This is a genomic window from Sulfitobacter sp. F26204 (assembly GCF_026410305.1).
Lineage (GTDB): Bacteria > Pseudomonadota > Alphaproteobacteria > Rhodobacterales > Rhodobacteraceae > Sulfitobacter.
The window spans coordinates 711115-737036 of the sequence record NZ_JAPMLQ010000002.1; the positions used below are offsets into that span (position 1 = coordinate 711115).

Annotated in this window: 23 protein-coding genes; 12 read left to right on the top strand and 11 right to left on the bottom strand. The window is 58.2% G+C overall.

Features of this window, described 5'->3' with window-relative positions:
• Nucleotides 1-158 precede the first annotated feature (158 nt).
• On the top strand, nt 159-1442 hold the full coding sequence (locus OS190_RS07360) for a DUF3422 family protein (RefSeq protein ID WP_267158010.1): 1284 nt from the start codon (nt 159-161) through the stop codon (nt 1440-1442).
• On the opposite strand, the gene OS190_RS07365 is transcribed toward OS190_RS07360, so the two are convergent.
• Nucleotides 1378-2451 carry a YeeE/YedE family protein gene (locus tag OS190_RS07365; protein ID WP_267158011.1) on the bottom strand — a complete coding sequence of 358 codons (1074 nt, stop codon included), beginning with the start codon at nt 2449-2451 and terminating at the stop codon, nt 1378-1380. The genes OS190_RS07360 and OS190_RS07365 overlap by 65 nt on opposite strands.
• Before the next feature lie 122 nt (nt 2452-2573).
• On the opposite strand from OS190_RS07365, the gene OS190_RS07370 reads away from it, so the two are divergent.
• Complete coding sequence (locus OS190_RS07370) at nt 2574-2708, top strand: hypothetical protein (RefSeq protein WP_267158012.1); 135 nt, start codon at nt 2574-2576, stop codon at nt 2706-2708.
• Nucleotides 2709-2711: 3 nt separating this feature from the next.
• Here OS190_RS07370 and OS190_RS07375 read toward each other — a convergent pair whose 3' ends face one another.
• The 3 genes from OS190_RS07375 to OS190_RS07385 all read right to left on the bottom strand — a co-directional run bounded on the left by OS190_RS07375 (nt 2712) and on the right by OS190_RS07385 (nt 6567).
• On the bottom strand, nt 2712-3710 hold the full coding sequence (locus OS190_RS07375) for an ABC transporter permease (protein ID WP_267158013.1): 999 nt from the start codon (nt 3708-3710) through the stop codon (nt 2712-2714).
• Nucleotides 3703-4740 (bottom strand): ABC transporter permease, encoded by a 1038-nt coding sequence (locus tag OS190_RS07380; RefSeq protein WP_267158014.1) that lies wholly within the window; start codon nt 4738-4740, stop codon nt 3703-3705. Before OS190_RS07380 ends, OS190_RS07375 begins: the two co-directional genes overlap by 8 nt.
• 108 nt (nt 4741-4848) lie before the next feature.
• Entirely contained in the window at nt 4849-6567 is a 1719-nt protein-coding gene (locus OS190_RS07385; RefSeq protein WP_267158015.1) for a peptide ABC transporter substrate-binding protein, read from the bottom strand.
• Nucleotides 6568-6888: 321 nt separating this feature from the next.
• Here OS190_RS07385 and OS190_RS07390 point away from each other — a divergent pair, with 321 nt between their 5' ends.
• From OS190_RS07390 to OS190_RS07410, 5 genes are all read left to right on the top strand, one after another.
• Nucleotides 6889-8751 carry an ABC transporter ATP-binding protein gene (locus OS190_RS07390; protein ID WP_267158016.1) on the top strand — a complete coding sequence of 621 codons (1863 nt, stop codon included), beginning with the start codon at nt 6889-6891 and terminating at the stop codon, nt 8749-8751.
• 3 nt (nt 8752-8754) lie between these two features.
• Nucleotides 8755-9918 carry an acetylornithine deacetylase gene (gene argE / locus OS190_RS07395; RefSeq protein WP_267158017.1) on the top strand — a complete coding sequence of 388 codons (1164 nt, stop codon included), beginning with the start codon at nt 8755-8757 and terminating at the stop codon, nt 9916-9918.
• An 11-nt stretch (nt 9919-9929) separates the two neighbouring features.
• Nucleotides 9930-11276 (top strand): NAD(P)/FAD-dependent oxidoreductase, encoded by a 1347-nt coding sequence (locus OS190_RS07400; protein ID WP_267158018.1) that lies wholly within the window; start codon nt 9930-9932, stop codon nt 11274-11276.
• A 25-nt stretch (nt 11277-11301) separates the two neighbouring features.
• Nucleotides 11302-12471 carry a M20 aminoacylase family protein gene (locus OS190_RS07405; protein ID WP_267158019.1) on the top strand — a complete coding sequence of 390 codons (1170 nt, stop codon included), beginning with the start codon at nt 11302-11304 and terminating at the stop codon, nt 12469-12471.
• Between the two features lie 436 nt (nt 12472-12907).
• Nucleotides 12908-14074, top strand: coding sequence for a M20 aminoacylase family protein (locus tag OS190_RS07410; RefSeq protein ID WP_267158020.1), 1167 nt, complete (start codon nt 12908-12910; stop codon nt 14072-14074).
• 2 nt (nt 14075-14076) lie between these two features.
• Here OS190_RS07410 and OS190_RS07415 read toward each other — a convergent pair whose 3' ends face one another.
• The 3 genes from OS190_RS07415 to moaA are packed head-to-tail and all read right to left on the bottom strand — an operon-like array spanning nt 14077 to nt 17428.
• A complete protein-coding gene (locus OS190_RS07415) occupies nt 14077-15132 on the bottom strand; it encodes a glycosyltransferase family 4 protein (protein ID WP_267158021.1) in 1056 nt (351 codons plus the stop codon).
• Nucleotides 15129-16412: a 3-deoxy-D-manno-octulosonic acid transferase gene (locus OS190_RS07420; RefSeq protein WP_267158022.1), complete on the bottom strand. Its 1284-nt coding sequence runs from the start codon at nt 16410-16412 to the stop codon at nt 15129-15131. The genes OS190_RS07415 and OS190_RS07420 overlap by 4 nt, the downstream gene beginning before the upstream one ends.
• Nucleotides 16413-16420: 8 nt before the next feature.
• A complete protein-coding gene (gene moaA, locus OS190_RS07425) occupies nt 16421-17428 on the bottom strand; it encodes a GTP 3',8-cyclase MoaA (RefSeq protein WP_267158023.1) in 1008 nt (335 codons plus the stop codon).
• 108 nt (nt 17429-17536) lie between these two features.
• Here moaA and OS190_RS07430 point away from each other — a divergent pair, with 108 nt between their 5' ends.
• Nucleotides 17537-17665 (top strand): hypothetical protein, encoded by a 129-nt coding sequence (locus OS190_RS07430; protein ID WP_267158024.1) that lies wholly within the window; start codon nt 17537-17539, stop codon nt 17663-17665.
• 53 nt (nt 17666-17718) lie between these two features.
• Nucleotides 17719-18234 carry a hypothetical protein gene (locus OS190_RS07435; RefSeq protein ID WP_267158025.1) on the top strand — a complete coding sequence of 172 codons (516 nt, stop codon included), beginning with the start codon at nt 17719-17721 and terminating at the stop codon, nt 18232-18234.
• Here the strand turns inward: OS190_RS07435 and OS190_RS07440 are convergent.
• From OS190_RS07440 to glmU, 4 genes are read right to left on the bottom strand one after another with little or no spacing between them, the layout of a single operon-like run.
• Nucleotides 18231-18914 carry a DNA alkylation repair protein gene (locus tag OS190_RS07440; protein ID WP_267158026.1) on the bottom strand — a complete coding sequence of 228 codons (684 nt, stop codon included), beginning with the start codon at nt 18912-18914 and terminating at the stop codon, nt 18231-18233. The genes OS190_RS07435 and OS190_RS07440 overlap by 4 nt on opposite strands.
• Nucleotides 18907-19569: a pyridoxamine 5'-phosphate oxidase family protein gene (locus tag OS190_RS07445; protein WP_323370649.1), complete on the bottom strand. Its 663-nt coding sequence runs from the start codon at nt 19567-19569 to the stop codon at nt 18907-18909. The genes OS190_RS07440 and OS190_RS07445 overlap by 8 nt, the downstream gene beginning before the upstream one ends.
• Nucleotides 19485-21305, bottom strand: a complete 1821-nt coding sequence (gene glmS, locus OS190_RS07450) for a glutamine--fructose-6-phosphate transaminase (isomerizing) (protein WP_267158027.1) — start codon at nt 21303-21305, stop codon at nt 19485-19487. The genes OS190_RS07445 and glmS overlap by 85 nt, the downstream gene beginning before the upstream one ends.
• A 2-nt stretch (nt 21306-21307) precedes the next feature.
• Complete coding sequence (gene glmU / locus OS190_RS07455; protein ID WP_267158028.1) at nt 21308-22660, bottom strand: bifunctional UDP-N-acetylglucosamine diphosphorylase/glucosamine-1-phosphate N-acetyltransferase GlmU; 1353 nt, start codon at nt 22658-22660, stop codon at nt 21308-21310.
• A gap of 128 nt (nt 22661-22788) precedes the next feature.
• On the opposite strand from glmU, the gene OS190_RS07460 reads away from it, so the two are divergent.
• The 3 genes from OS190_RS07460 (at nt 22789) to OS190_RS07470 (ending at nt 25922) form a co-directional block, all read left to right on the top strand.
• Entirely contained in the window at nt 22789-23466 is a 678-nt protein-coding gene (locus tag OS190_RS07460) for an HAD-IA family hydrolase (RefSeq protein ID WP_267158029.1), read from the top strand.
• Nucleotides 23463-24665 (top strand): DegT/DnrJ/EryC1/StrS family aminotransferase, encoded by a 1203-nt coding sequence (locus OS190_RS07465; protein WP_267158030.1) that lies wholly within the window; start codon nt 23463-23465, stop codon nt 24663-24665. Before OS190_RS07460 ends, OS190_RS07465 begins: the two co-directional genes overlap by 4 nt.
• A gap of 93 nt (nt 24666-24758) precedes the next feature.
• The gene (locus OS190_RS07470) at nt 24759-25922 is read left to right on the top strand and encodes an isovaleryl-CoA dehydrogenase (protein ID WP_267158031.1); all 1164 of its coding nucleotides are present in this window, start codon (nt 24759-24761) and stop codon (nt 25920-25922) included.

The following is a 25922-nucleotide window of genomic DNA, read 5'->3' on the forward strand; positions in this document are numbered from 1 at the left end:
CATTCAATGACCGGGCCGGTTTGCGAAAAGGTTGGAGCTCCGGGGGATGCACGGGCGACGGTATACAATTGTATTCAGTTAACGCATTGAAAAATATAAATATTTGATTAGTGCGGAAAAGCGTTCTATGTCATTGGCACCCAATGCAGGAACCAGACATGGCACCGATCATAGACTATCCGCAACGCCATGGCTTGACCGGCGAGTTGCACGCGCGTCCTTTTCCCTCGTTAAAGGCACCTTCTACGGTCGTGTTTCTGGCCATCAAACAGCCCGAGGATGCAGCCAGTCGCGACAAAAGCCGGGATCTGGCGCATCTCAATGCGTTGCTGGATCATTATGGTGCCCCGCGCCCGGATGCCGATGCCACGCATTACTATGGTGAATTGGGGAAATATCGGTTGAAGTGGGAGCAGCATACCGAACTGGTCACTTATACGGTGTTCCGTGATGAACTGTGTGAGCCTGCTTTTGGCGGGGCGGCATTTGATGTTTTTCCCGATTACTGGCTGGCGGATGCACCGGGCGGGCGGATCACCTCGGCAGTGTTGCGGCTGATCCCGATGCCCAAGAACAAAGCCGAGATCAACGCCGGGCTCGAGGATTGGTTTGTGCCCGAAAGCCTTGCTGTTGCGACGGTTTTGGATGGAGCGGCGATTGTGGCCTCTGATTTCCGGATTGATCCTGCGGGTCATTTGCGGCTTGCGATCTTTGCCGAAGCAAAAGCAGGGGAGCGGCGTATCGGCCGGATCGTGCAACGTCTGTGCGAGATCGAGACCTACAAGGCGGCGTCGATGCTGGGCTTTTCGATGGTGCGCTGGTTGTCGCCGCAATTGAATCTGCTGGATATGAAACTGACCGAGTTGATGGCGCAGATGCGCGGGGAGCGGGCAAAGGCCGAAGACACGCTGCATGCGCTTTTGGATATTTCTGTCGAACTTGAAACCCTAGCCGTCAGGACGGCCTTCCGCTTTGGGGCGACGGGGGCCTATCGCAGGATTGTTGGCCAGCGGATCGAGGTGCTGCGCGAGGAACGTTTTCAAAGCCGTCAGGGTTTTGCCGAATTCATGATGCGACGCTATGATCCTGCGATGCGGACGGTGCAATCCTGCGAGCGCCGGTTGCAAGCCATGGCCGAGCGTGCAAGCCGTGCAGCAGAACTGCTGCGCACGCGGGTCGATGTGGAACGTTCAGCCCAGAACCAGTACATCCTTGCTTCGATGGACAAGCGTGCGGATCTGCAATTGCGGTTGCAAAAGACGGTGGAGGGGCTTTCGGTTGTGGCCATCAGCTATTATGCGGTCTCGCTTGCGGGATATTTGCTTTATCCCGTTGCGGATGCCTTTGGGGTGAGCAAAGGCATCCTGCTGGCACTGGTCACTCTGCCGGTAATTGCTGCCGTGTGGTTGATGCTGCGGCGTCTGAAAAAGCATCTTGGCTGAGCAGCGCATGCATCAGCTTTGCGCCCAGAGCAATCATCACAATGGCCAGGATTGCCGCGACGGAGAGGGTCGGGACACCTGACAGGCCTGCGCCCAGGGTACAGCCACCGGCAAGCACACCGCCCAGCCCCATGAAGGAAGCGCCAAGAACATAGCGTCCGGTCTGGCGTGGGGTATCAAAACTTTGCCATTGGAAACCGCCGAAGATCAGGCTCGACGCCAGTGCGCCCAGCAGGACACCTCCCAGTAGGCCGGTGCCGAAACCGGCGGAGATCGAGGTGCTGGCAATGCCCCAGAACAAGGTTTCCGCAGCAGGCGAGGTGAAAGACAGGCTTTCCATGGCAACGGGATCAAAGTCGTCAAACAGGACAAAGCCGGTGCCGACCCAGGCCGCAGGGACCAGCAGCCCGATCAGCAGCGCGAGGCCCAGCATGCCTGCAGAATTTCCAGAGCGGTAGGCAACGCCGAGGGCGGCCAGCGCGATCAACGCGGTCCAGAGCCAGGCACCACCGGGCAGGGCGGCCAGACTGATGGCGTCGCCCATATCCACGGTCACGGACCCCAGGGTGCTGCGCAGGGGGGCAAGAAGACCTTTGAGGGTCATATGGGCCACAATGGCAAAGACCAGCAGCACAATGCCTGCCCGTAGGTTGCCCGAACCGGCAAGGACGGTGAGGCGGGAAACGCAGCCGCGGGTCAATACCATGCCCGCCCCGAACAAGAGTCCTCCGATGACGATAGCCAGAACAGGCAGATCAGAGATCATGAAACGGTGGTCATCAAAGCTGATCCAGCCGGCGGCAACGCTGGCCTGGGTGCCAATCACGGCAACAGCAAGGGCTGCAGCCCAGAGACCAGCAGCGGCGCGCCGGTCCTCACCCACCAATGCACGGCGGAAACAGAACTTTGTGATCTGGGCCATCACGCCAAACAGCAGGCCAATGATCAGGGCGAAAAAGACTGCGGCTTGCGGCGCTGTCAGCGTTTCGAATTCGAAAGTTTCGAACATTGTCTGTCTCCTTTTGGAACGTTTGTTCCATCTGGAGTGACTTTTCGTCGTGATCAAGCGTGGGAGCGGAAGAAGGCGGCAGGAAGCGAGGAGGAAATTCCTGTCTGCCAGGATTTACAGGGATGGAGTTCTGCATTTTTCCGGCAGGCGGAACCAATGGTTCGTGCCTTGAGGAAGGATGGGGTGGTGATCCTTATTTTCGCGTGCCGGTCTATCGCACCGGTCTGTGGACCGGGGCGACAGATCAAAGCAAGTGAGGTTCAGCGGCCGCGAATACGCGGGTCAAGCGCGTCACGCAGGCCGTCGCCGAGGTAATTCACGCTGAGCACGGTCAGCGAGATCGCGATGCCGGGCAACAGGACACGTTCGGGATAATCCTGCATCCGCTGAACCGCGTCCGCCAACAGCTTACCCCATGTAGGGTAGTCCGAGGGGAAACCGACGCCGAGGAAACTGAGCGCGGATTCGGTGATGATTGCGGTAGCAAGACCAAGGGTTGCGGATACCATGATCGGCGAGATCACATTGGGCAGCAGATGCCTGCGGATGATCTTGCCCGAGGTGGTGCCGATGGAGCGGGCGGCGAGAATAAATTCGCGTTCTTTCAACGCCAGAATATCGCCGCGCACGATCCGTGCGGTCTGCATCCAGGAGGTCAGGCCGATGATGCCGACGATCAGGATGAACATGCCGCCTTCGGGACCGAAACGAGCATTCAGCGGCTGGCGGAACAGGGTTACAGCCAGCAGGGTGAGAGGCAGGATCGGCAGGGAAAGCACCAGATCGGTAAAGCGCATCAGCCAGAAATCCAGGCGTTTGAAATAGCCCGACAGAACGCCGATGGCAGTGCCGATCAGCAGGGCCAGGCCCATCGCCAGCCAGCCGACAGCCATCGAGACACGCCCCCCCGCAATCATCTGTGCGAGAATATCACGGCCCAGTTGGTCGGTGCCAAAGGGATGCACCCAACCTGCATTGGCCTCGCTATCCCAGAGCAGGGTATAGATCGGACGCCAGTTTTTGCTGCGGATGTCCAGCGCCTTGGGATCCACGTCCCAAAGCCAGGGACCGATGACCACTCCAAGCGTGATGAACAGCAGGAAGCCGCCACCGAATACCGCGCCCTTGTGTTTGCGGAACTGGTCCCAGACATCGCGCCACTGGCTTTGTGGTGGCTTTTGCGGTTCTTTGTCCTTCAGCGCCCCGTAGATTTCGATGTCTGCCTCGATCGGGCTTGCAGGTATGGCTTGCTCAGTCATAGCGGATCCTTGGGTCTAACAGGCCATAGAGGACATCGGCGATCAGGTTAAACAGAACGATGAGAATGGCGAAGATGAAGGTCAGGGTCATCACCATCGGCAGATCGTTTGCGAAGAGGGCGGTAAGAAGAAGCTGGCCAATGCCATTCACCTTGAAAACGTTTTCGGTGATGATTGCGCCGCCGAAAATTGCGGGCATACCAAGGGCGATGACGGTGACAACCGGGATCATGGAGTTGCGCAGCACATGCACCATGACCACGACACCTTCGCGCAGGCCTTTGGCGCGGGCGGTGCGAACGTAATCCTGATTGAGGTTGTCCAGCATCGCGCCACGCATGTAGCGGCTGATCTGTGCGGTGGTTTGCAGGGCCAGCACCATGACGGGCATGATCATCTGAAAGAACTGGATTTTGAAACTGGCCCAGTCGGTGACCACATGGGTGGTGTCATAGATCGATGGCAACCAGCCCAGTGAGACAGAAAAGATCACGATCAGCAGCGGTCCGGTGAAAAACGGCGGGATCGAAAAGCCGACCATGGTGATAAAGGTACCGGCCTGGTCGAAAACCGAATAGTGGCGGTAGGCAGAATAGATGCCGATCGGGATCGCAATGACGATGCCAACGATATAGCTGAGCCCGACAACCCAGAGAGTCTGGGGCATACGCTGGGCCACGATGTCCATCACCGGGGAGCGGGTCTGCCAAGAGATCACACGCAATTCACCCTGATAGAAAGAGGTGTCGGGCAGCCATCCCAGCAGGAAGCTGGTGTTGGTCAGATAGTCGATAAAGACCTTGGGTTCGATCCAGAAAAACTGGATCAGCCATTTGTAGTACTGCACGTACCAAGGGGCACCGAGACCGAGGGCCTCGCGCATTTTTTGTTTCACTTCGGGAGGGACAGTGAGAGGAACCTGAGCCATCGGATCGCCGGGCGCCAATTGCAACAGGCCGAATATGATAAAACTAATGAACAAAAGCGTCGGAACGGACAGGATCAATCGTCGGAGGGTGAAGGTCAGCATGGGTGGCCGTCGCCTTTGTTTATTGGTCTTGAGAGGATGGTATGTAAGGCGGGTATAGCCCCGCCTTACCGATTAGCGAAAGGGCGGGGATTCCCCCGCCACTCTCATTTATTTCATGCGATACCAGTCGGCAACATTCCAAAGTTCGGAGTCCCATGTATTCAGAACCACACCACCAAGGGTTACGGAAGCGCCGGAGACACGACCACGGTCAACCAGTGGCAGCATGGAATAGCTTTCCTTGGTCAACATGTCGTTCAGCTTTTTGGCGATCTCGCCGCGTTTGGAGAGTTCACCTGTGCGGCCGAGTTCGGCAACCAGTTTGTCGTATTCTGGGTCGCAGAAGCGGTTGATGTTCTCACCCTGCCACTGTGATTCGGGGCTAGGTGCCTTTTCACAGGTGCGCTGTGCGAGATAGCTTTCCGGGTCTGTGCCGTCAAAGTTGTTGGCATACATTTCGACGTCTGCATAGAAACGCTGGAATGTGTCAGGGGAACCGGGGTCGCCACCAAAGTAGACAGAACCGTCAATGTTGCGCAGCTCGGTTTCGATGCCGATCTGGCTCCACCAATCCTTGATCAGAGCCTGGAAGTCCTGACGTACGGCGTTTGTGGATGTCTGATAAAGGATCGACATCTTGACGCCGTCCTTGTCACGGATGCCATCACCATCGGAGTCGACCCAGCCCGCTTCGTCGAGCAGCGCTTTGGCGCCTTCGATGTCCTGTGTCATACAATCGGTGTTGTCTGACGCATAAAGCGCAGGTGCAGGGACTACGTTACATGTCGGACGCCCGGCCTGGCCATAGCCCACTTCGGTCAGCAACTCGCGGTCGATGGCCATGGACAACGCCTTGCGGACGTTCAGGTCTGACAGGAAGGGGTGTGGGTGCGCCGCTGTAGAACGCTCGCCTTCAGGCAGGTCAGGTGATGGATCTGTCAGGTTGATTTCGATTCGCTCGACCAATGTGCCGAAAGCGGCATAGAGTTTGCCCTTGCCGGCTTCTTCCATCTTGGCAAGAACGTCTGGTGCCAGTTGCAGGTTCCAGGCGTAGTCATATTCGCCGGTTTCCAGAACCGAGCGGCCCGCGGAAACAGCGTCACCACCACCTTTGAAGGTCAGCGTTGCAAATGCGGGCTTGCCTTCGTGGCGGAAGTTTTCGTTTGCTGCCATCGTGATCACGTCGTTCGGACGGAATTCGGTAACAGTGAACGGACCTGTGCCAATCGGGTTGAAGTTGGCTTCGGTACATTCAGGTGCTTTGGCCCCCATGCAGTCCTTGAACTGGGCCGCCTGGATGATGGGCGACTGGCCACCCATGAACGGGCCATAGGGGTTTGGCTTGGCTTCGGAGAAAGTGACCGTGACTGTCAGATCATCCACGATGTCTACGGATGAAACACCTTCGAATTTCGCGAGCTGTGCGCAGCCGCCTTCCGGGTCCATGCAGTAATCTGCAGTGAATTTCAGGTCTGCGGAGGTAACGGGTGTACCGTCGGACCATACCAGCCCGGACTGCAGTTTCCATGTGATGGACTTGAGATCCTCGCTGACGCCGCCATTTTCGACTGTCGGGATTTCTTCGGCCAGATAGGGAACCAATGCGCCTGTATCGTCATAGCGTCCCATTGGTTCCAGAACCAGTGAAGCTGATTCGATGTCCTTGGTCCCGCTCGACAGATAGGGGTTCAGGATGGAAGGGGCCTGCCAATAGATAATCTTGACGTCGCCATCGCGCCCACGCTCGCCGGAATGACCGTCGGCAAAGGCAGCGGGGGCAAGTGCAGTCGTCGCAATTGCACCCATAAGAAGGGTTCTTAGTTTCATTCATACTCTCCATGTCGGACACGTGTAAGTTGTGCCGCGTGTTGGGGCAGGAGTGTTTCCTGCCCAGTTTTGTCGATCTGGGGAACTTTAAGAATTGTTGCTAACCCAACGAAAAATCGGGCAATAGTTACAAAACGTATGCGTACCCCCAGAGCGCATGGGCGCAATGACAATCATATTTCTCGGGAAATGCAAGCCTTGAGATGGTCCAAGTTGAATTTTTACTCCAAAAAGTTGTCGTGTCGTTTGACCTGACTCGACAATCGCCGTAGCTTTACGACCAATGCGCCAAAGAGCCGCCAGGGAACTTCAGGGGATAACATGCTCGACCAGACTACACCGACCGATCTGTCGCAGGATCGGCCAAATACCGGACCGATTGCTCAAATCAAGGGGCTCAGGGTCCAATTCCAGACCAAGGACGGACCTGTCGTCGGGGTGGAAGATGTTAGTTTTGACATCAATCCGGGGGAAACTGTCTGTGTTGTCGGCGAATCCGGGTCAGGCAAATCTGTGTCTTCGCTGTCGCTGATGCGGCTTGTCGAATACGGTGGCGGTGAAATCGCCGCGGGCCGGATGTTGTTTGATCGTGACGGCAAGGACCAGATTGATCTGGCCCAGACAAGTGCGCAGGACATGCGCCGGATTCGCGGCAACGAGATCGGCATGATCTTTCAGGAGCCGATGACCGCGCTGAACCCGGTATTCACCGTGGGCCGGCAAATGACCGAAGGTCTGCGCCTGCACAAGGGAATGAGCAAGAAGGCAGCCGAGGCACGCGCTCTTGAACTGATGAAGCAGGTGCGGATTCCAGAGCCTGAAAGGCGTCTAAAGCAATACCCGCATGAATTGTCAGGCGGGATGCGTCAGCGTGTGGTGATCGCCATGGCACTGGCCTGCGAACCCAAACTGCTGATTGCGGATGAACCGACGACGGCACTGGATGTGACAATTCAGGCCGAGATTCTGGCGTTGATGGACCGCCTCAAGCGTGAGACAGGGACTGCCGTGATGTTCATCACGCACGATATGGCCGTGGTGGCGCAAATGGCGGATCGTGTCGTCGTCATGTTTCGCGGCAACAAAGTTGAGGAAGGCACGGTTGAGGAGGTTTTCGAGAATCCCAAGCATGCCTATACCAAAGCGTTGCTCGCGGCGGTGCCCAAACTGGGTGAAATGACCGGCAAGGCCTATCCGGAACCTATGAAACTGCTTGGCTCGGAAGGCAAGGAAATCAAACCGATCAAGGGGACGGAAGAGGTGTTGCTCACCGTCAAGAACCTGACGACGCGGTTTCCGGTCAAAGGCGGTTTTTTCCGCCGTACGGTGGCGAATGTTCACGCGGTCGAGGATCTGTCCTTTACCATCAACAAGGGCCAGACCCTGAGTCTGGTCGGCGAATCAGGTTGCGGCAAATCTACGGCGGGACGATCGATTCTGCGGCTGGTGGAACCCCTGCGCGGCGAAATCAATGTCGCCGGCAAGGACATCATGGCGCTGAACCAGCATGACCTGCGTACGGCGCGACTTGATATGCAGATGATCTTTCAGGATCCTTTCGCCTCGCTCAATCCGCAAATGCAGTTGTCCGATCAGGTGGCCGAGCCGATCCATAATTTCGACACGCTCAAAGGCAAGGCGATCACCGAAAGGGTCGAGATGCTGTTTGATCGCGTGGAATTGCCACGTAGTTTCATGCGGCGTTTCCCTCATGAGTTGTCGGGGGGACAGCGTCAACGGGTGGCGATTGCCCGTGCCCTTGCGTTGAATCCAAAGCTGATCATTGCGGATGAAGCGGTGAGCGCACTGGACGTGTCGGTGCAGGCGCAGGTGTTGAACCTGATGATGGAACTGCAGCAGGAGATGGAATTGAGTTTCCTGTTCATCTCGCATGACATGGCCGTTGTGGAACGTGTCAGCCATTGTGTCGGTGTCATGTATCTGGGCCGGATTGTCGAGATAGGCACGCGCCAGCAGGTTTTCGAGAACCCGCTGCACAGCTATACTCAGGCATTGATGAAGGCGGTCCCGATTGCCGATCCGCGCAAGCGCAAGGATGAGAAAGATCTGAATTTCAAGCCGATTCCCTCGCCGATACATTCTGCGCGCTACCAGCCCAAGCCGTCGGAATATGTCGAAGTGGAGCCGGGGCACCATCTCTTGATCACAGACAGTGGGTACTGATAAATGACCAGTCGCTTAACTGCGTTTCAGGTGATGGAAAAGCTGATCAGCTTTCCCACCGTCTCACGTGATTCGAATATTCCCTTGATCGACTGGGTGGCGGATTATCTGGCCAGTCATGGGATCGAGAGCCATCGATATATTGATCCTGATCAACCCAAACATGCGCTGTTTGCCCATGTCGGCCCCTGGGAAGAGGGCGCGGTTGTATTGTCGGGGCATACGGATGTGGTGCCGGTCGATGGCCAGCCATGGGATACTGATCCTTTCAGCGTTGTTGAAAAAGACGGCAAATACTATGGGCGCGGCACCTGCGACATGAAGGGGTTTGACGCGCTTGCCATCTGGGCGCTGGTCGAAGGGAAATATGCCGGTCTGAAACGGCCCTTGCAAATCGCGCTGAGCTTTGACGAAGAGGTGGGGTGCACCGGTGCGCCGCCGATGATTGCGGCGATGCAGCCGGTACTGCCCAAGGGCGCAGCGGCCATTATCGGAGAGCCGTCTACGATGCAGGCGGTCACCGGGCATAAGGGCGGCACCGGATTTGATACCCATGTTGTCGGCTTCGAGGTACATTCATCGTTACTGCATACCGGGGTCAACGCGATCATGGCCGGTGCCAAGCTGATTGAATGGGCCAACGAGATGAACACCGCGAGCATGGCGGCAAAGCCGAGCGATTTGGCGGCGATGTTCGATCCGCCGTTCACGACGGTGCATGTGGGTATGATTTCCGGCGGGACAGCGCATAACATCACGGCCAAGGATTGCCGGTTCGCGATGGATTTCCGTGTCGTACCGGGCGAGGACAAGGATTACTGGGGCAAGCTTTACCTTGAGAAGGTGCGCGAAGTCGAAAAACAGATGCAGTCGGTTGTGCCCGAGACCGAGATCAGAATCAGCGAACGTTTCGACGTGCCTGCGCTGCAACCCGAAGAGGACGGCGTGGCCGAAACGCTGGTGCGCCAGATCACCGGCGACAATGCGAGCCACAAGGTCAGTTATGGTACAGAAGCGGGGCAGTTTCAGGCTGCGGGCTATTCGGCGGTGATCTGTGGTCCCGGAAATATCGCTCAGGCGCATCAGCCCAACGAGTTCATCGAGGTGGCGCAGTTCAACGCAGGCCAGGACTTTATGCGCAAGCTTCTGGAGAGGCTGGGCACTTAGGACGCGCCGGGATGCAGCCGTTTCCGATAACAGATCAAACGCCGATTACCTATACCGGCACCTTGCCCGACAGGGCAGAGGTGGTGGTGATAGGGGGCGGAATCATCGGCGTTTGTACCGCGCTCTATCTGGCGCGAGCGGGACAAAGCGTGGTTCTGCTGGAGAAGGGGCGGATCGCGGGCGAACAATCCTCGCGCAACTGGGGTTGGATCCGGCAGCAGGGGCGTGACCCGGACGAATTGCCGATCATGGTCGAATCGGTGCGGCGATGGCAGGAACTGGCGGCTGACAGCACAATTGATTTCGGTCTGCGACAAGGTGGCGTGACCTACTTTGCGCGTAGCGCCCGGAAACTGGCGGCTTTCGAGGCCTGGTTGCCGCATGCGCGTGCAAATGGTGTTGAAAGCCGCATACTGTCCCCGGCGGAGACCCATGCGATGTTCCCCGGAGTCGGCGGGCCGGTGGCGGGGGCGCTGGTCAGTCCGACCGATATGCGCGCCGAGCCCTGGGTGGCGGTGCCAGCACTGGCCGCGCTCGCGAGGCGGGCGGGTGTGCAATTGGTGGAAAACTGCGCGGTGCGGATGCTGGACATACAGGCCGGACGAATCGCAGGGGTCGTTACCGAAAGCGGCGTGGTGAAAACCTCCAGTGTCGTATTGGCGGGAGGGGCCTGGTCGGCATTGTTCCTGCGTAATCACGGGGTCGACATACCCCAACTGTCGGTACGTGAAAGTGTTGCCGCGACACATCCGCTTCCCCAAGTGTACGGCGGTGCGGCAACGGATCAGCGCGTGGCGTTTCGCCGGCGTCTGGACGGTGGCTATACCCTTGCTCCCAAAGGCATCGCGGAATTGTTCATCGGGCCGGATGCCTTTCGCGCCTTCCGGCACTACCTGCCGCAACTCATGAAGGAGCCTTTGGGGCAAAGCTATTTTCCGGCGGCACCGGGCGGGTTTCCCGATGCCTGGGGCACAGTGCGCCAATGGGCGGGGGACGAGCAGACACCTTTTGAACGCATGCGTATCCTCAATCCTGCACCGAACAAACGTCATGTGGGGCGGCTGGCACGGGATTTTGCCGCTTTATATCCGGCACTGCCCGAGATACGATTGAAAGCCGCCTGGGGCGGGATGATCGACACGATGCCTGATCTGGTCCCCATCGTGGACCATTGTGCCGGAATTCCGGGGTTGGTGATTGGTACGGGCATGTCGGGCCATGGATTTGGCATCGGCCCTGGCATGGGGCGGGTTTTGGCCGCACTGGTCACGGGGGATCAGGTGGGGCATGATCTGAACAGATTCAGAGCAAAGCGATTCACCGACGGTTCCAGCATCCGTTTGGGGTTATCCATCTGAGCCACCGTTTTCAAAGGAACATCCCATGCCAATCAAGAACCGCTTTGCCGAGACCCACGCCGAAATTACCGCCTGGCGGCGTCATCTGCATCAATATCCTGAATTGCAGTTTGACGTCCACGAGACCGCCAAGTTCGTTGAAGAACGGTTACGTGAATTTGGTATTACGGACATTACCACGGGCATCGGTCAAACCGGCGTGGTGGCCGTGATCGAGGGGCGCAACAACAGTTCGGGGCGTACGGTCGGGCTGCGGGCGGATATGGATGCCTTGCCGATCACCGAAGCGACGGGGCTAGACTATGCCAGCAAGGTTCCGGGCAAGATGCATGCATGCGGGCATGACGGGCATACGGCGATGCTGCTGGGGGCGGCGCAATATCTGGCGGAAACGCGCAATTTCGACGGACGCTGCGTGTTGATTTTTCAGCCCGCCGAAGAAGGCGGCGGCGGCGGCAACGAGATGGTCAAGGACGGGTTGATGGAGCGTTGGGGCATCGACGAAGTCTATGGCATGCACAATATGCCGCATTATCCGGTGGGGCAGTTCGCGATCAGAAAAGGTGCCCTACTGGCGGCTGCCGATCAGTTCGATATTGTCATCGAAGGTCAGGGGGGGCATGCCGCTGCCCCGCATGAGGCGGTGGACAGCAATCTGGCGGCGGCCCATGTGCTGATTGCCCTTCAAAACATCGCCTCGCGCAATGTGGACCCGGTGAAACAGGTGGTTGTGTCGGTCTGCACGCTGCGCTCGGATACGGACAGCCATAACGTGCTGCCGCAGACCGTGCGTCTGCGCGGAACGGTACGCACCCTGGACGAGGATGTGCGTGATCTGGCCGAGGCACGACTGCGCGACATCGCCACACATACCGCAGCGGCCCATCAGTGCCGGGCCGAGGTCGATTATGAGCGCGGCTATCCTGTGACGGTGAACCATGATGCCGAAACCGATTTTGCAGCGGACATTGCTGAAAAAATCACGCCCGGGGTCTGGCGCGACACGCCGCCGATCATGGCGGGCGAGGATTTCTCCTATATGCTGAATGAACGTCCCGGTGCCTATATGATGATCGGTAACGGTGAAGAGGGTGCCACGGTGCACCACCCGAAGTATGACTTCAACGACGAGGCGATTCCCGCAGGCTGTTCGTGGTATGCGGAGGTAGTGGAGACCCGATTGAAGGCAGGTTGAACGCCACGGGACTGCTTTGAAGGCAAGACCAGCGCGCAAGCGGGCAGCGAATCCGCCGGATTATTCCGGTGTGGCGCGATACCCATTGTCAGGACTGGCGCACCTTGCAGGCCGCGGGGGGATAAATGCGCGTGTAAAAAGAGATGGGATACTTGTCTGGGCTGGCGATATGAGCGCCAGTTGCGCGGCGCAGGTAGCTTGACCCTGTCAAAGGTATCAAAATATGCGCTGTCTGCCCGGAAGCGGCTTTAACTTTCTGAAAATACCTGTAAATTCCGCGTCGGGTGACGCTGGGGAAACCGCCCCTGTACTGGGCGTGGCGGCAAGATCCGCGCCCGCTGCCGAGGGGAGAACCTTGCCGATAACAGCACCTTTCCTCTTGCCTGCGGAAACCCTAAGTTGACGAAAATACACTCCATTTCAAAGGACCCTCGCAATGCCGATCAAGAACCGTTTCGCTGAACTGCATGATGACATCACCGCCTGGCGCCGTGATTTGCATGAACATCCTGAAATCCTGTTTGAAACCCACCGGACCTCTGCGACCGTGGCGGAAAAATTGCGCAGCTTTGGGTGCGACGAGGTTGTTGAGGGCATCGGGCGTACCGGCGTTGTCGGTGTAATCAAGGGCAAGCAGGACACCAGCGGCAAGGTCATCGGCCTGCGTGCGGATATGGACGCGCTGCCGATCCATGAGCAGACGGGTCTGGAATATGCCTCTAAAACCCCGAATGCGATGCATGCCTGCGGGCATGACGGGCACACGGCGATGCTGTTGGGGGCGGCACAATATCTGGCGGAAACGCGCAATTTTGACGGCACTTGCGTAGTGATCTTTCAGCCTGCCGAAGAAGGCGGCGGCGGCGGGCGCGAGATGTGCAAGGATGGCATGATGGAGCGGTGGGGCATTCAGGAAGTTTATGGCATGCACAACTGGCCGGGCATGCCAACGGGGTCTTTCGGCATTCGGACCGGGCCTTTCTTTGCTGCGACCGACCTGTTGGAGATTGAGATCGAGGGGCTGGGCGGTCATGCTGCCAAACCACAGGAAACCATCGATACGATGGTTGTGACGGCCCATATCATCACCGCATTGCAAAGCATCGTCAGCCGAAATGCCGACCCGATTGGCAATATCGTGGTGTCCATCACCTCGATTGAGAGTTCGTCAAAGGCTTTCAACGTGATCCCGCAGCGTGTGAACCTGATGGGTACCGTGCGCACCATGTCGAATGATCTGCGCGATCTGGCAGAAAAGCGGGTCGTGGAAATCTGCGAAGGTATTGCAGCGACCTTTGGCGCGGTAGCGCGAGTCGATTACCGCCGCAACTATCCGGTTATGGTGAACCACGACGAACAGACCGAATTTGCCGCCGATGTGGCACGCCAGATTTCTGGCCAATGTGATGAAGCACCTCTGGTCATGGGCGGCGAGGACTTTGCCTTTATGCTTGAGGAGCGGCCCGGTGCCTATATTCTCGTCGGCAACGGCACGGAAGGCGCGGCGGTGCATCATCCGCTCTATAACTTCAATGACGAAGCGATCCCGGTCGGCTGTTCCTGGTGGGCTGGAATCATCGAACAGCGGATGCCTGCTGCTTGAGATTAGGCTGACAGCAGGCGGCGGTAGAGCGCAACAAGTTCTGCCGCCTCGCGCTCGATTGAGAAATTCCTGGTGATGTGCGGGCGGCTGTTTGCGGCCCAGTTACTCAACGTTGCATGACTGTCGAGCGCGGTCTGGGTCGCTTTGGTGAGTGCGGGAATGTCGTCGGGGTCGACCAGGGCACCTGTCAGGCCATCAACCACCAGCGCGTCGAATGCACCGACCCGCGTGGCGATCACCGGGACACCACAGGCCATGGCCTCGATCGGGGTCAGGCCAAAGCCCTCCCAGCGTTGCGGCGCGATATAGAGGTCAAGCACGGGATACCAATCGGGCATCTGTTCAACCGGAACTTCGGGCAGGAACAAGAGCTGTTCTGTCAGGCCTTCGGCGGCGACGCGATCTTTGAGACCTTGTTCAAAGGCACGGTATTTGTCCGTTGCGCGCCCCATAACCAGCGCATAGGCGTCGGGGTGAGCGTGCAATACGGGGATCATGGCCTCGACAAAGGCATCGGTGCCTTTTTGTGCGCGAATGCGGCCATAACAGCCAATCAGCACACCGTCCGGCAGGCCGAGCCTTGCGCGCAGAGCGGCGCGGTCCTCGGGCGGGGCGTAGTCGTCCAGATCGATGCCGTGCATGATCACCTGCGCGGGGTTTTCGAGATAGGCATCGGTGCGTTTTGAGGTTGCGACAACTGCATCCATTTGACGGATCAGCCATCGGGTGAGGCCGGTCTGTTTGCGTTGCGACGCAGAGGTGAAGACCAGCTTGAGCCTTTTGCCCAGCAGATATTTCAACGCCAGCCCGCCGATCATTTCCACATTGCGCCGTGCATGCCAGATACGCGGGCCATCGGGGCCGCAGCGCGGCATGGTGATCAGCGCGGACAGCGGGATTTGTGGCACATGGGACGGGATCACGGGACCGGTCGCGGCGATGTTGATGTCGCGGGCCTGCACGGGGACAAGGCGCATCACGGTAGCGGTGACACCGGAGAGGCGTTTCTTGAAATTCGGCGCGATGACCTGAAGTTTGCGGATGTCGGTTTTGGTCATGGAGTCAGCTCCAGCGCAGTAATCAGGCGGGTGGCGATGGTATCGAGCCGGTCGGTTTGGCCAGAGACAAAGGCCTGCGCCGCTGTACAGGCCTTGGTACGGTCGAATTCGTCCGTCAACAGGTGGTCGACGCGCGCAGCAAGGTCGGTGCCATCGGCGATCAGGAATGCGGCACCTGCTGCCTCCAGTGCGCTATAGGTTTCTGCAAAGGCAGCCACATGAGCACCAGAGAGGACGCAAGCCCCTGATTGCGCCACTTCAAAAGGGTTATGTCCGCCAATCGGCTTGAGGGATCCACCCAGGAACACAATATCACCCAGCGCATACCATATGCCCAATTCGCCCATAGTATCGGCAAGAAACACCTGTTCGCCGGGCATGTCGCCGCGCGTGCGGCGGGTGAAGCTCAGCCCCGCTGCGGCGATCTTGTCACGTACCTCGGTGCCACGTTCGGGATGGCGGGGGGCAAGGATCAGGCAGAGATCCGGATGCGATTTCAACAGGGCCTTGTGGGCGGCCAGGACGGTCTCTTCTTCCCCTGCGTGGGTTGAAGAGGCAATCCAGACCGGGCGCTGGCCGAGGGCGGTGCGGGCCATGGCCAGAGTTTCAAGGTCAACAGGCAGCGGGCCTGCCATGGATTTGAGGTTGATACCAGGTTCGACACGTTCGGCTGGAGCGTGCATGTCGCGCATTCCCTGCGCCATTTTGTCGTTCTGGGTCAGGATCAGTGAAAACAGATCAAACAGAAACCGTGCCAGTTCGGGCCGCTTGCGCCAACGTGCCATGGATCTTTCGGACAAACGCGCATTGACCAGAGCAAGTTTCGCGCCCCGAGCATGGGTGCGGCGCAGCATTTGCGGCCATAGTTCACTTTCAACAAATACTGCTGCGTCTGGTTTCCAATGGCGCAGAAAACGACGGACAGGGCCAGGCGCATCCAGGGGCGCAAATTGATGTAGGGTGCGCGGAGGCAGGCGGCCAGCCAGCAGGGTGGCGGAGGTGGCAGTGCCCGAGGTGATGACAAATTGTGCCTGTGGCAGGGCGACGCCGATGCGATGGATCAGGGCCAGTACCGACAGGCTTTCCCCGACCGATGCGCCGTGAAACCAGATCAAGGGGACGTCCGTGGCGCGTGGTTGTGTGGCATGGCCCAGTTTTTCGCGGGCACGCAGGCGGCTGACGCCGGCCTGACGCAGTTTCCTGACTTCGGATCGGGCGAAGAACGGCAGCAGAACCATGCTGGCAGCAACCCAAGCGCGATAGAGAATGGGCGTGGTCATGGACGTGATCAGCCGCCGGTGTGGCTCATGTGGCGGGGCATCTGTCCGTCAGGTTTCTGGCGCGAATAGTCGAAATCATGGCCTTTTGGTTTGAGGGTGATCGCAGCGCGGATTGCATCCTTGAGCGGGGCATCGCTGTCGGTGTGATTGCGCAGGGGCGCGCGCAGGTCGGCCATGTCTTCCTGACCCAGACAGAGATAAAGTTCGCCTGTACAGGTCAGCCGGACGCGGTTGCAGCTTTCGCAGAAGTTATGTGATAGAGGTGTGATGAAGCCGATCTTTTGACCGGTTTCTTCGAGACGAACATAGCGTGCCGGTCCGCCGGTGCGCTCTGCGAGATCGGTGACGGTATAGTGATCAGCATAGGCGCTGCGCACGTCCTTGAGCGACCAATACTGGCCCAACCGATCCTCGTTGCCGAGGTCGCCCATTGGCATGACCTCGATCCAGGTAAGATCCATCCCCCTTTCAGCGCACCAGGCGGTAAGCGTGGGCAGTTCGTCTTCGTTAAAACCTTTCAGCGCGACAGCGTTGATCTTGACCTTTAGCCCGGCCTTTTGCGCAGCGTCGATACCACGCATCACCTGTGGCAGACGGCCCCAGCGGGTGATCTGGGCAAACTTTGCCTCGTCAATCGTATCGAGTGATATGTTCACGCGGCGTACACCGGCGGCATATAGCTGATCTGCGAAACGTTCCAACTGGCTGCCGTTGGTGGTCAGGGTCAATTCTTTCAGCGCGCCGCTGTCGAGGTGACGCGAGATGCTGTTGAAAAACGTCATGATCTCTCGGCGCACAAGAGGTTCGCCCCCCGTGATACGCAGTTTTTCCACCCCCAGATCGACAAATGCCGAACACAGCCGGTCCAGCTCTTCAAGCGTGAGCAGTTCCTTTTTGGGCAGGAAGGTCATGTTTTCGGACATGCAGTAAACGCACCGGAAATCACAGCGGTCAGTGACCGAAACGCGCAGGTAGGTGATGGCGCGGGCGAAGGGATCTATCAGGGGTGCATTCATGGGATGGATGGTAAAGGTCGGCCGATGGCGGGGCAAGCGACATTTGGGTGATTGATGCGTCAAGCCACCCAAGCTAGGGTCAGGCATTGGAAATGTGAGGATTGAAACATGAAGAAATTTATGATTGTCAGCGTGGTTGCGGCGCTACTGGCAGGGTGCACCCCTCCGGAGGTGGCGGCGCCCGAGGTTGAAGAGGAACCGCCGATCGTTCCTTTGAGCATCAAGTTGCCGAGCTAAGGACCATTAGCGTTTGCGCCCTTGGCTGGTATGTCACAAGAGGTAGGCAGGCTATGAAACAAATTGTGGTGTCAGGCGTTCTTTTGGCGCTATTGTCCAGTTGTTCGGGGATCAGCGGGTTTTTCCCGAAGAAACCGGCGGTTGAAAGTGTGCCGGCTGAACCGGTTTTACCGGCCGTCAATGAGGTTGAGAGCGCTGTGCTTTCGCCTGAAACCGCAGCACCGCCGCCACCACCAGCGGCGCGCACCGTGGAGACTCTTGATACCACCACTCCGGCCCAGCGTGCCGCAGCCGTGGCCCCAGCCAAAGCGCCAAACAAGGCGCTGGGCAAGACCATCGTGACCCTGGGCAGTCCGACAGAGCCGGGCCTGTGGATCAAGACACCTTTGACGAAGGTTGAGGCACAGGGCCGTGTCACCAATCTGGCAAACGGCAAGTCTTCTGTTGTGACGATGATCCCGCTTGAAGGGCCGGCCACCGCGGGAAGCCGGATGTCGCTGGCCGCCTTGCGGTTGATCGAAGCATCCTTGGCCGATTTGACAGAAGTATCAGTTGCATTGGAAAACTAAGCCTTGTTGAGGCCTCGCAGGGCTTCTTTTACTGCAAAGGGTTTCATCTTTTCACCATGGGCCTGAATAAAGCCTCTGGTGCGGGCGGCATCATGTTTGGACAATTCGCGCAGCCACCACCCGATGGCCTTTTGTATGAACCACTGATGGTCGGTCGTGAGGCGTGCAGCCCAACCAAGGATACGGTCGCGGGCTTCAAGTTCGGCTGGCTTCGGGGTGTTCTGTTTTGTCCAGGGCAGGGTGCTGACAAAGGCAGCGCGCCGCGTCCACATGTGATCCGAGGTGATCCAGGCTTCGACCGTGTCAAGCCGCGAAGGATCCATGACAAGACGTTTCTGGCCGGCCATGCACGCATGATCGGCGATGGCCCAACTGTCAAAATCCTGCGTCCAGGAGGCGATCAGAGCCCAGGCAGCGCCATCGTCGGGGCGGATGCGGGCCTGCGTCAACAGCTTGGCTGCCGCGACGCGCGCCTCGAAAATGTCGGTTTGCCAAAGGGCATCGGCGAGGGCGACGCGTTTGGGGGTTTCCAGTTCCTTGCGCCATGCCTTGGTCAGCGCATCAATCTGCGGGTTTGCGAGACCCAGGTAAACCCGATCCGCCTTGTGATACTTGCGCATATCAAGGGCTTTGGCCGGGTTGGTGAGCGCACTCAACTGGTCAAGATAGGGTTCATGCATCGTCTGTGTCCAATATATCTGTAGGCAAACCGTCGATGGTGGTCTGGTTGTCGCGCGCCCATCGTTGGGCGACGCCGTCGGCACCATGGGTCTTGGCCTGTCGTTTCAGGGTGTCGCGTGGGCCAATGTGGTTGTAGAATGGCACCGCATAGCCACAGGAGGTCTGAAGCAGATCGACCGTAATATCAAAGATCTGCCGCGCGCCAACATCCTGTTCAAACCGGGCATTCAGCGTTGCAAATCCGGCATCGCGCGGGTGCAGGGTTTTCGCCTTGCCGTAGGCGCGCATGATCATCGGGCGGGCTTCAAAGCTGCACCACATCAGGGTAATCCTGTTCTTGTGCAATAGATGCCCAGCGGTTTCATTTCCCGAGCCGCTCAGGTTGCGCCAGATGATCCGGTTCGGGCCCAAGATCCGCAGGCAGTCCATGCCTTTGGGCGAGATGTTGACGCGCCCTTGGTCTGCTGCCGTGCCGCAAAAGAAAATGTGCTGGGCGTCGATGAACCGGCGGTGGTCCTCGGTGATCTGATCGAATTGTTTGGCGATTGTGATGCCCTTTTCAGGTGGGGTTATTCGACCGTAACGGATTTCGCGAGGTTGCGCGGCTGATCGACATCTGTGCCCTTGGCGATGGCAGCGTGATAGGCCAGCAATTGCGCCGGGATTGCATAGAGGATCGGGCCAAGAACTTCGGCAACTTTGGGCATTTCAATGGTCACCCAGACGCCTTCGCTGGCTTCAGCCAAACCGTCGCTGTCGGTGACAAGGACCACTTTGCCCTTGCGCGCCATGACCTCTTGCATGTTGCTGACCGTTTTATCAAACAAGGTATCGTAAGGGGCGAGAACGACCACCGGCACATTTTCGTCAATGAGGGCGATGGGGCCGTGTTTCAGTTCACCTGATGCATAAGCTTCAGCGTGTATATAGCTGATTTCTTTTAGTTTTAGTGCGCCTTCAAGGGCCAGTGGGAACATTCTGCCGCGGCCCAGAAACAAGACATCCTGTGCCTGGGACAATTTGTATGCCGCGTCGCGCATGGCGTCGTTTTGTTCAAGTGCCGTGTTGATAAGGGACGGCAGACCGCGCAATGCGCTGATGTGATCGGCAAGGGCGGCGTCATCGATCGCGCCGCGTTGGTGGGCAGCCTTGAGCACCAAAAGCAACAAAACCGTGAGCTGGCAGGTAAAGGCCTTGGTCGAAGCGACTCCAACCTCGACACCGGCGTAGATCGACAGGGCCAGATCGCTTTCGCGGGCGATGGAGGATTCGGGGACGTTTACCACTGACAGGATCGATTGTGCTTTGCCTTCACAATAGCGCAGCGCGGCAAGCGTATCTGCGGTTTCACCTGATTGGCTGACAAATACGGCAAGGGTGCCTTCGGGGATCGGCGGCTCGCGGTAGCGGAATTCCGAGGCAACATCGACCTCGACCGGAATTCGGGCAATCTGTTCAAACCAGTATTTCGCCGTGAGACAGGCGTAGGACGCGGTGCCGCAGGCGACCATGGTGATGCGGTCGACCTTGGTGAAATCGATGCCTTTGCCCGGCAGGATGATCTCGCCTGCGTCGCTGAGGTAATGGGACAATGCCTGGCCGATGACGCCGGGTTGTTCGGCGATTTCCTTGGCCATAAAATGCTTATGGCCACCTTTGTCGATGCGGGTGGCGTCGACCTGAATGGTTTTGATGGCGCGGTTTGCAAGTCTGCCGTTGGCATCCTTGATTTCGACCGAAGTTCGGGTGATTGCCGCAATGTCCCCTTCTTCGAGATAGGAAATCCGGTCGGTCATGGGGGACAGTGCGATGGCGTCACTGCCAACATACATTTCGCCGGTACCATATCCGATGGCCAGGGGCGAGCCCTTGCGCGCGGCGATCATCAGGTCTTCGTGGCCGTCAAACAGAAAGGCGAGCGCAAAAGCCCCTTCAAGCCGTGACAGGGTTTTGGTCGCCGCCTCGACCGGTGACATGCCGGTTTCGAGGTACTGATGGGTGAGCAGGGCAACTGTTTCGGTGTCCGTTTCGGTAACAAAGGACACGCCGGTCTTGGCCAGTTCTGCGCGTAACTCACGAAAATTTTCGATGATGCCATTGTGGACGACGGCCACAGCGCCCGCCTGATGGGGATGCGCATTGGTGACTGTCGGGGCACCATGGGTTGCCCAGCGAGTGTGGCCGATGCCGGATTTGCCCGCGAGCGGTTCATGCACCAGAAGGTCCGAGAGGTTCACCAGTTTACCCACTGCGCGGCGGCGCGCCAGGGTGCCCTCGTTCACGGTTGCAATGCCAGCACTGTCATAGCCGCGATATTCAAGTCGCTTGAGCGCCTCAACCAATATGGGCGCCACTTCGTGACTCCCAAGTACCCCAACAATTCCACACATTTTCAGCTTCCTCGCTGTTGCTTGGCCTTTTTGGCCTTTAACATATCGAACAATTTACGCGCCATGCCCGGTTTTTCGACTTGCGGGGCACGGGCAAGCGCCAGTGCCTCTGGTTCCACGTCTGAAGTGATCACCGAACCGCTGCCCGTCATTGCCCCGTCGCCAACGGTGACAGGTGCCACCAGCATGGTATTGGAGCCGATGAAAGCGCCTGCGCCGATGGTGGTGTGATGCTTCATGACGCCGTCATAATTGCAGGTGATGGTACCGGCTCCGATGTTTGCGGCGGCACCGATCGTGGCGTCGCCGATGTAACTCAGGTGGTTGACCTTGGCCCCTTCGGCGATCTGGGCATTCTTTACCTCGACAAAATTGCCGATGCGCACATGTTCGGACAATTCCGCACCGGGGCGCAGTCGTGCATAGGGTCCCACGACCGCACCGCGTGATACGTGGCAGCCTTCCAGATGGGAAAAGGCGCGGATGGTTGCGCCACTTTCTATCGTCACGCCGGGGCCAAAGACCACGTTGGGTTCCACCAGGGTATCGCGTCCGATGACGGTGTCGCGGGCCAGAAAAACGGTTTCGGGGGCGGTCAGGGTCACGCCATCCTCAAGCAATGCCGAACGGGCACGCGCCTGAAAGGTGTTTTCGGCACGGGCCAGTTCGCTGCGCGAATTAATGCCGACGGTTTCCCATTCTTCGCAGGTGACAGCAGTGGCGGACAATCCGCGGCCGCGGGCAAGACCGACGATGTCGGTCAGATAGTATTCTTCAGAAGCATTGTTGTTGTCGACCGCATCGATGAGATCAAACAACAGATCGGCATTGCAGGCGACGACGCCGGAATTGCACAGGGTGATCATGCGTTCCTGTTCAGAGGCATCCTTGAACTCGACGATGCGATCCAGTTGTTGGCCATCCATGACCAGACGGCCATAACGGGCGGGGTCCGCTGCTTCGAATCCCAGTACGACAACATCGTTCTGAGCCAGGGCGGCCTGCATTTTTTCGAGTGTCTCAGGGCGGATGAACGGCGTGTCACCATATAGCACCAGGGCCATACCGTCAAAACCGGCCAGTGCCTCGCGGGCCTGGGCAACCGCATGGGCGGTGCCCAGTTGTTCGGTTTGTTCGACCACATTGATCGACATGTCATGTGCAAGGGTCGCGCTGCGGACCTGTTCGGCACCGTGACCTGCAACCACGACAGAACGTTCCGGTTCCAGCATGGTGCCCGCTTCCAATGCGTGAATAAGCATGGGTTCACCGGCGATCGGGTGCAGAACCTTCGGCAGATCGGAATTCATCCTTGTGCCCTTGCCTGCAGCAAGGATGATGAGGGCGGTTTTCATTGTGACACTCGTTTATCCATTGTTGGCCCCTCTTTACGCGGTTGACGCAAAGGCGCAAGACTGGTGCGCATCAAACTAAGTTGCGTGTTGCAACATCAGCGGGCGGGGACCCGCGCACGGGAGGCGTCATGGCAAAGACAGTGATATTTGATCTGGACGGTACATTGGCTGATACCAGTGCCGATCTGATTGCGGCGGCAAATGTCTGTTTTCGGGATATGGGAGCGGGGGACATGCTTGAGACAGGCAGGGATTCCGGCATCGCGCTGCTGGGCGCAAGGGCCTTGTTGCAATTGGGACTGCAACGCCTGGAACGCGGGGGTGACCTGGCGGCGATTGATCGCTATTACCCGTTTTTCCTGGATGCCTATGCCCGCGACATCGACAGGCATACTGTTCTTTATGACGGGGCAATGGCGGCGGTCGAAAAGCTGAAAGCCGAAGGCTATCTCGTCGCAATTTGCACCAACAAGCCTGAGGGGCTGGCGGACAGTCTGTTGACGCGGCTGGGTGTGCGTTCAGTGTTTGATGCCCTTCTTGGGGCGGATAGCATTGCGGTGCGCAAGCCTGATCCGGAGCATCTGTTTGAAACAGCGCGGCGCGCGGGCGGCGATCCCGCACGGTGCATTCTGATTGGCGATTCGGAAACCGACCGCATGACGGCGCGGGCCGCCAAGGTGCCCTGTGTGCTGGTTACTTTCGGGCCGTCAGGGGAGGATATGTCGGTGTTGCAGCCAGAAGCATTGCTGGATCATTTTGATGATCTGCATGGAATCGTTGCGCAATTGATCGGAACGGCGGCATGAGCACGCGCTTTTCCGGGAGTTTTACCCAGCAGGAACCCATCCCCGAAGAAGGCATCGAAGCCGCAATGGCGGTGCTGCGGTCGGGGCGGTTACACCGATACAACACGGCAACGGATGAATTGGCCGAAACCGCGTTGCTGGAGCAGGAGTTTGCCGCGCTGGTCGGGGCGAAATATTGTTTGGCCGTGGCCTCGGGGGGGTATGCCATGGCGACCGCCTTGCGGGCCGTGGGGGTGAAACCGGGAGACCGTGTGCTGACCAATGCCTTCACGCTTGCCCCGGTGCCGGGTGCCATAGCGGCGGTGGGGGCGGTGCCGGTCTTTGTCGGGGTCACGCCGCAACTGGTCATTGATCTGGAGGATCTGGCGGCAAAGACCGGGCAGGCGGAAGTGCTGCTTCTCAGTCATATGCGCGGGCATCTGGCGGATATGGAGGCCTTGATGGCGATTTGTGACTCTGCGGGCGTCACAGTGATCGAGGATTGCGCCCACACCATGGGAGCGTCCTGGAAAGCTGTGCCATCGGGAACGCAGGGCCGTGTGGGCTGCTATTCCTGCCAGAGCTATAAACATGTGAATTCGGGCGAAGGCGGCTTGTTTGTCACGGATGATGCGCAGGTCGCTGCCCGTGCCGTGATCCTGTCGGGGTCCTATATGTTGTATGAAAGGCATCTGGCCGCACCGCCGGCCGAGGCGTTTGATGCCGTTCGCTATGAAACCCCCAATATATCGGGGCGGATGGATAATCTGCGTGCGGCCATCCTGCGCCCCCAGTTACGGAACCTGGCGTCGCAATGCGCAAGGTGGAACGAACGCTATTTTGCAATTGAGGCGGGGCTGCGTGATACGCCGGGTCTGACCGTGATTGAACGGCCCGCAGAGGAAAGTTTTGTCGGATCTTCGATCCAGTTCCTGTTGGAAGGTTGGGAAACCGAGGCTGTCGAAGCTGTTTTGACAGGGTGTCTGAAACGAGGTGTCGAGTTGAAGTGGTTCGGTGGTGCAGAACCAGTAGGGTTTACCAGCCGATATGATTCCTGGCGCTATGTGCAAGCGCCAAGGATGCCGCAAAGCGATGCGGTCCTTGCGGGAATTGTTGACATGCGGGTGCCGCTGACCTTCAGCCTTGAGGATTGCGCCCTGATTTCCGGGATCATCAAGGCGGAAGTTGGCGCAGTCTATCAGGAGGTACAGGGGTCTTAACTGTCAGGATCCGGCATGAATCGTTGACCGGTTGTGAACAACTTGGTAAGTAATGAACAACTGTTCATTAAATCCGTTTCGGGGAGACCGACCATGTTCAATGCAAGCATGAAATTTAATCTGGGCGAAGATGTCGAAGCCATGCGCGACATGGTGCACCGTTGGGCGCAGGAGCGGGTCAAGCCAATGGCCGCCGAAATCGACCAGAAAAACGAATTTCCGCCCGAGCTTTGGACCGAAATGGGTGAATTGGGCCTTTTGGGCATGACAGTGCCGGAAGAATATGGCGGGTCAGGCATGAGCTATCTGGCGCATACGGTTGCGGTTGAGGAAATCGCCCGTGCGTCGGCATCGGTTTCCCTGTCATATGGGGCCCATTCCAACCTCTGCGTGAACCAGATCAAGCTGAACGGCACGGATGAACAGCGCGCGCAATATCTGCCCAAACTCTGTTCCGGTGAACATGTGGGGGCGTTGGCGATGTCAGAGCCCTCTGCCGGGAGTGACGTGGTGTCGATGAAGTTGCGGGCGGAAAAACGTAATGATCACTATCGGTTAAGCGGCAACAAATATTGGATCACCAACGGGCCGGATGCGCAGACGTTGGTGGTCTACGCCAAGACCGATCCCGATGCAGGGTCCAAGGGGATCACGGCCTTTCTGATCGACAAGGATATGAAAGGTTTCAGCACCAGCCCGCATTTCGACAAACTGGGCATGCGTGGCTCCAATACGGCCGAGCTGATCTTTGATGATGTCGAAGTGCCGTTTGAAAACGTGCTGGGTGAAGAGGGGCGTGGCGTTGCCGTGCTGATGTCGGGTCTGGATTACGAACGGGTTGTACTGGCGGGTATTGGCCTTGGTATCATAGCCAACTGTCTGGATGAGATCATGCCCTATATGGTCGAGCGCAAACAATTCGGCCAGCCGATTGGCAATTTCCAACTGATGCAGGGCAAGATGGCCGATATGTATACAGCGATGAATTCGGCGCGGGCTTATGTTTATAATGTTGCGCAGGCCTGTGACCGCGGAGATGTGACCCGTCAGGACGCGGCGGCCTGCTGTCTTTATGCCTCAGAGCAAGCGATGGTGCAGGCGCATCAGGCGGTTCAGGCGATGGGCGGTGCCGGGTATCTGTCCGACAATCCCGTGGGCCGGATTTTCCGTGATGCCAAGTTGATGGAGATCGGGGCAGGCACATCGGAAATCAGGCGCATGTTGGTGGGCCGCGAAATGATGACCTCGATGGGCTAA

Excerpts from the sequence above, each read along its gene's own strand:
- OS190_RS07360 (WP_267158010.1), top strand. The coding sequence starts at position 159 with ATGGCACCGATCATAGACTATCCGCAACGCCATGGCTTGACCGGCGAG.
- OS190_RS07365 (WP_267158011.1), bottom strand. The coding sequence starts at position 2,451 with ATGTTCGAAACTTTCGAATTCGAAACGCTGACAGCGCCGCAAGCCGCA.
- OS190_RS07370 (WP_267158012.1), top strand. The coding sequence starts at position 2,574 with ATGGAGTTCTGCATTTTTCCGGCAGGCGGAACCAATGGTTCGTGCCTT.
- OS190_RS07375 (WP_267158013.1), bottom strand. The coding sequence starts at position 3,710 with ATGACTGAGCAAGCCATACCTGCAAGCCCGATCGAGGCAGACATCGAA.
- OS190_RS07380 (WP_267158014.1), bottom strand. The coding sequence starts at position 4,740 with ATGCTGACCTTCACCCTCCGACGATTGATCCTGTCCGTTCCGACGCTT.
- OS190_RS07385 (WP_267158015.1), bottom strand. The coding sequence starts at position 6,567 with ATGAAACTAAGAACCCTTCTTATGGGTGCAATTGCGACGACTGCACTT.
- OS190_RS07390 (WP_267158016.1), top strand. The coding sequence starts at position 6,889 with ATGCTCGACCAGACTACACCGACCGATCTGTCGCAGGATCGGCCAAAT.
- argE (WP_267158017.1), top strand. The coding sequence starts at position 8,755 with ATGACCAGTCGCTTAACTGCGTTTCAGGTGATGGAAAAGCTGATCAGC.
- OS190_RS07400 (WP_267158018.1), top strand. The coding sequence starts at position 9,930 with ATGCAGCCGTTTCCGATAACAGATCAAACGCCGATTACCTATACCGGC.
- OS190_RS07405 (WP_267158019.1), top strand. The coding sequence starts at position 11,302 with ATGCCAATCAAGAACCGCTTTGCCGAGACCCACGCCGAAATTACCGCC.
- OS190_RS07410 (WP_267158020.1), top strand. The coding sequence starts at position 12,908 with ATGCCGATCAAGAACCGTTTCGCTGAACTGCATGATGACATCACCGCC.
- OS190_RS07415 (WP_267158021.1), bottom strand. The coding sequence starts at position 15,132 with ATGACCAAAACCGACATCCGCAAACTTCAGGTCATCGCGCCGAATTTC.
- OS190_RS07420 (WP_267158022.1), bottom strand. The coding sequence starts at position 16,412 with ATGACCACGCCCATTCTCTATCGCGCTTGGGTTGCTGCCAGCATGGTT.
- moaA (WP_267158023.1), bottom strand. The coding sequence starts at position 17,428 with ATGAATGCACCCCTGATAGATCCCTTCGCCCGCGCCATCACCTACCTG.
- OS190_RS07430 (WP_267158024.1), top strand. The coding sequence starts at position 17,537 with ATGAAGAAATTTATGATTGTCAGCGTGGTTGCGGCGCTACTGGCAGGG.
- OS190_RS07435 (WP_267158025.1), top strand. The coding sequence starts at position 17,719 with ATGAAACAAATTGTGGTGTCAGGCGTTCTTTTGGCGCTATTGTCCAGT.
- OS190_RS07440 (WP_267158026.1), bottom strand. The coding sequence starts at position 18,914 with ATGCATGAACCCTATCTTGACCAGTTGAGTGCGCTCACCAACCCGGCC.
- glmS (WP_267158027.1), bottom strand. The coding sequence starts at position 21,305 with ATGTGTGGAATTGTTGGGGTACTTGGGAGTCACGAAGTGGCGCCCATA.
- glmU (WP_267158028.1), bottom strand. The coding sequence starts at position 22,660 with ATGAAAACCGCCCTCATCATCCTTGCTGCAGGCAAGGGCACAAGGATG.
- OS190_RS07460 (WP_267158029.1), top strand. The coding sequence starts at position 22,789 with ATGGCAAAGACAGTGATATTTGATCTGGACGGTACATTGGCTGATACC.
- OS190_RS07465 (WP_267158030.1), top strand. The coding sequence starts at position 23,463 with ATGAGCACGCGCTTTTCCGGGAGTTTTACCCAGCAGGAACCCATCCCC.
- OS190_RS07470 (WP_267158031.1), top strand. The coding sequence starts at position 24,759 with ATGTTCAATGCAAGCATGAAATTTAATCTGGGCGAAGATGTCGAAGCC.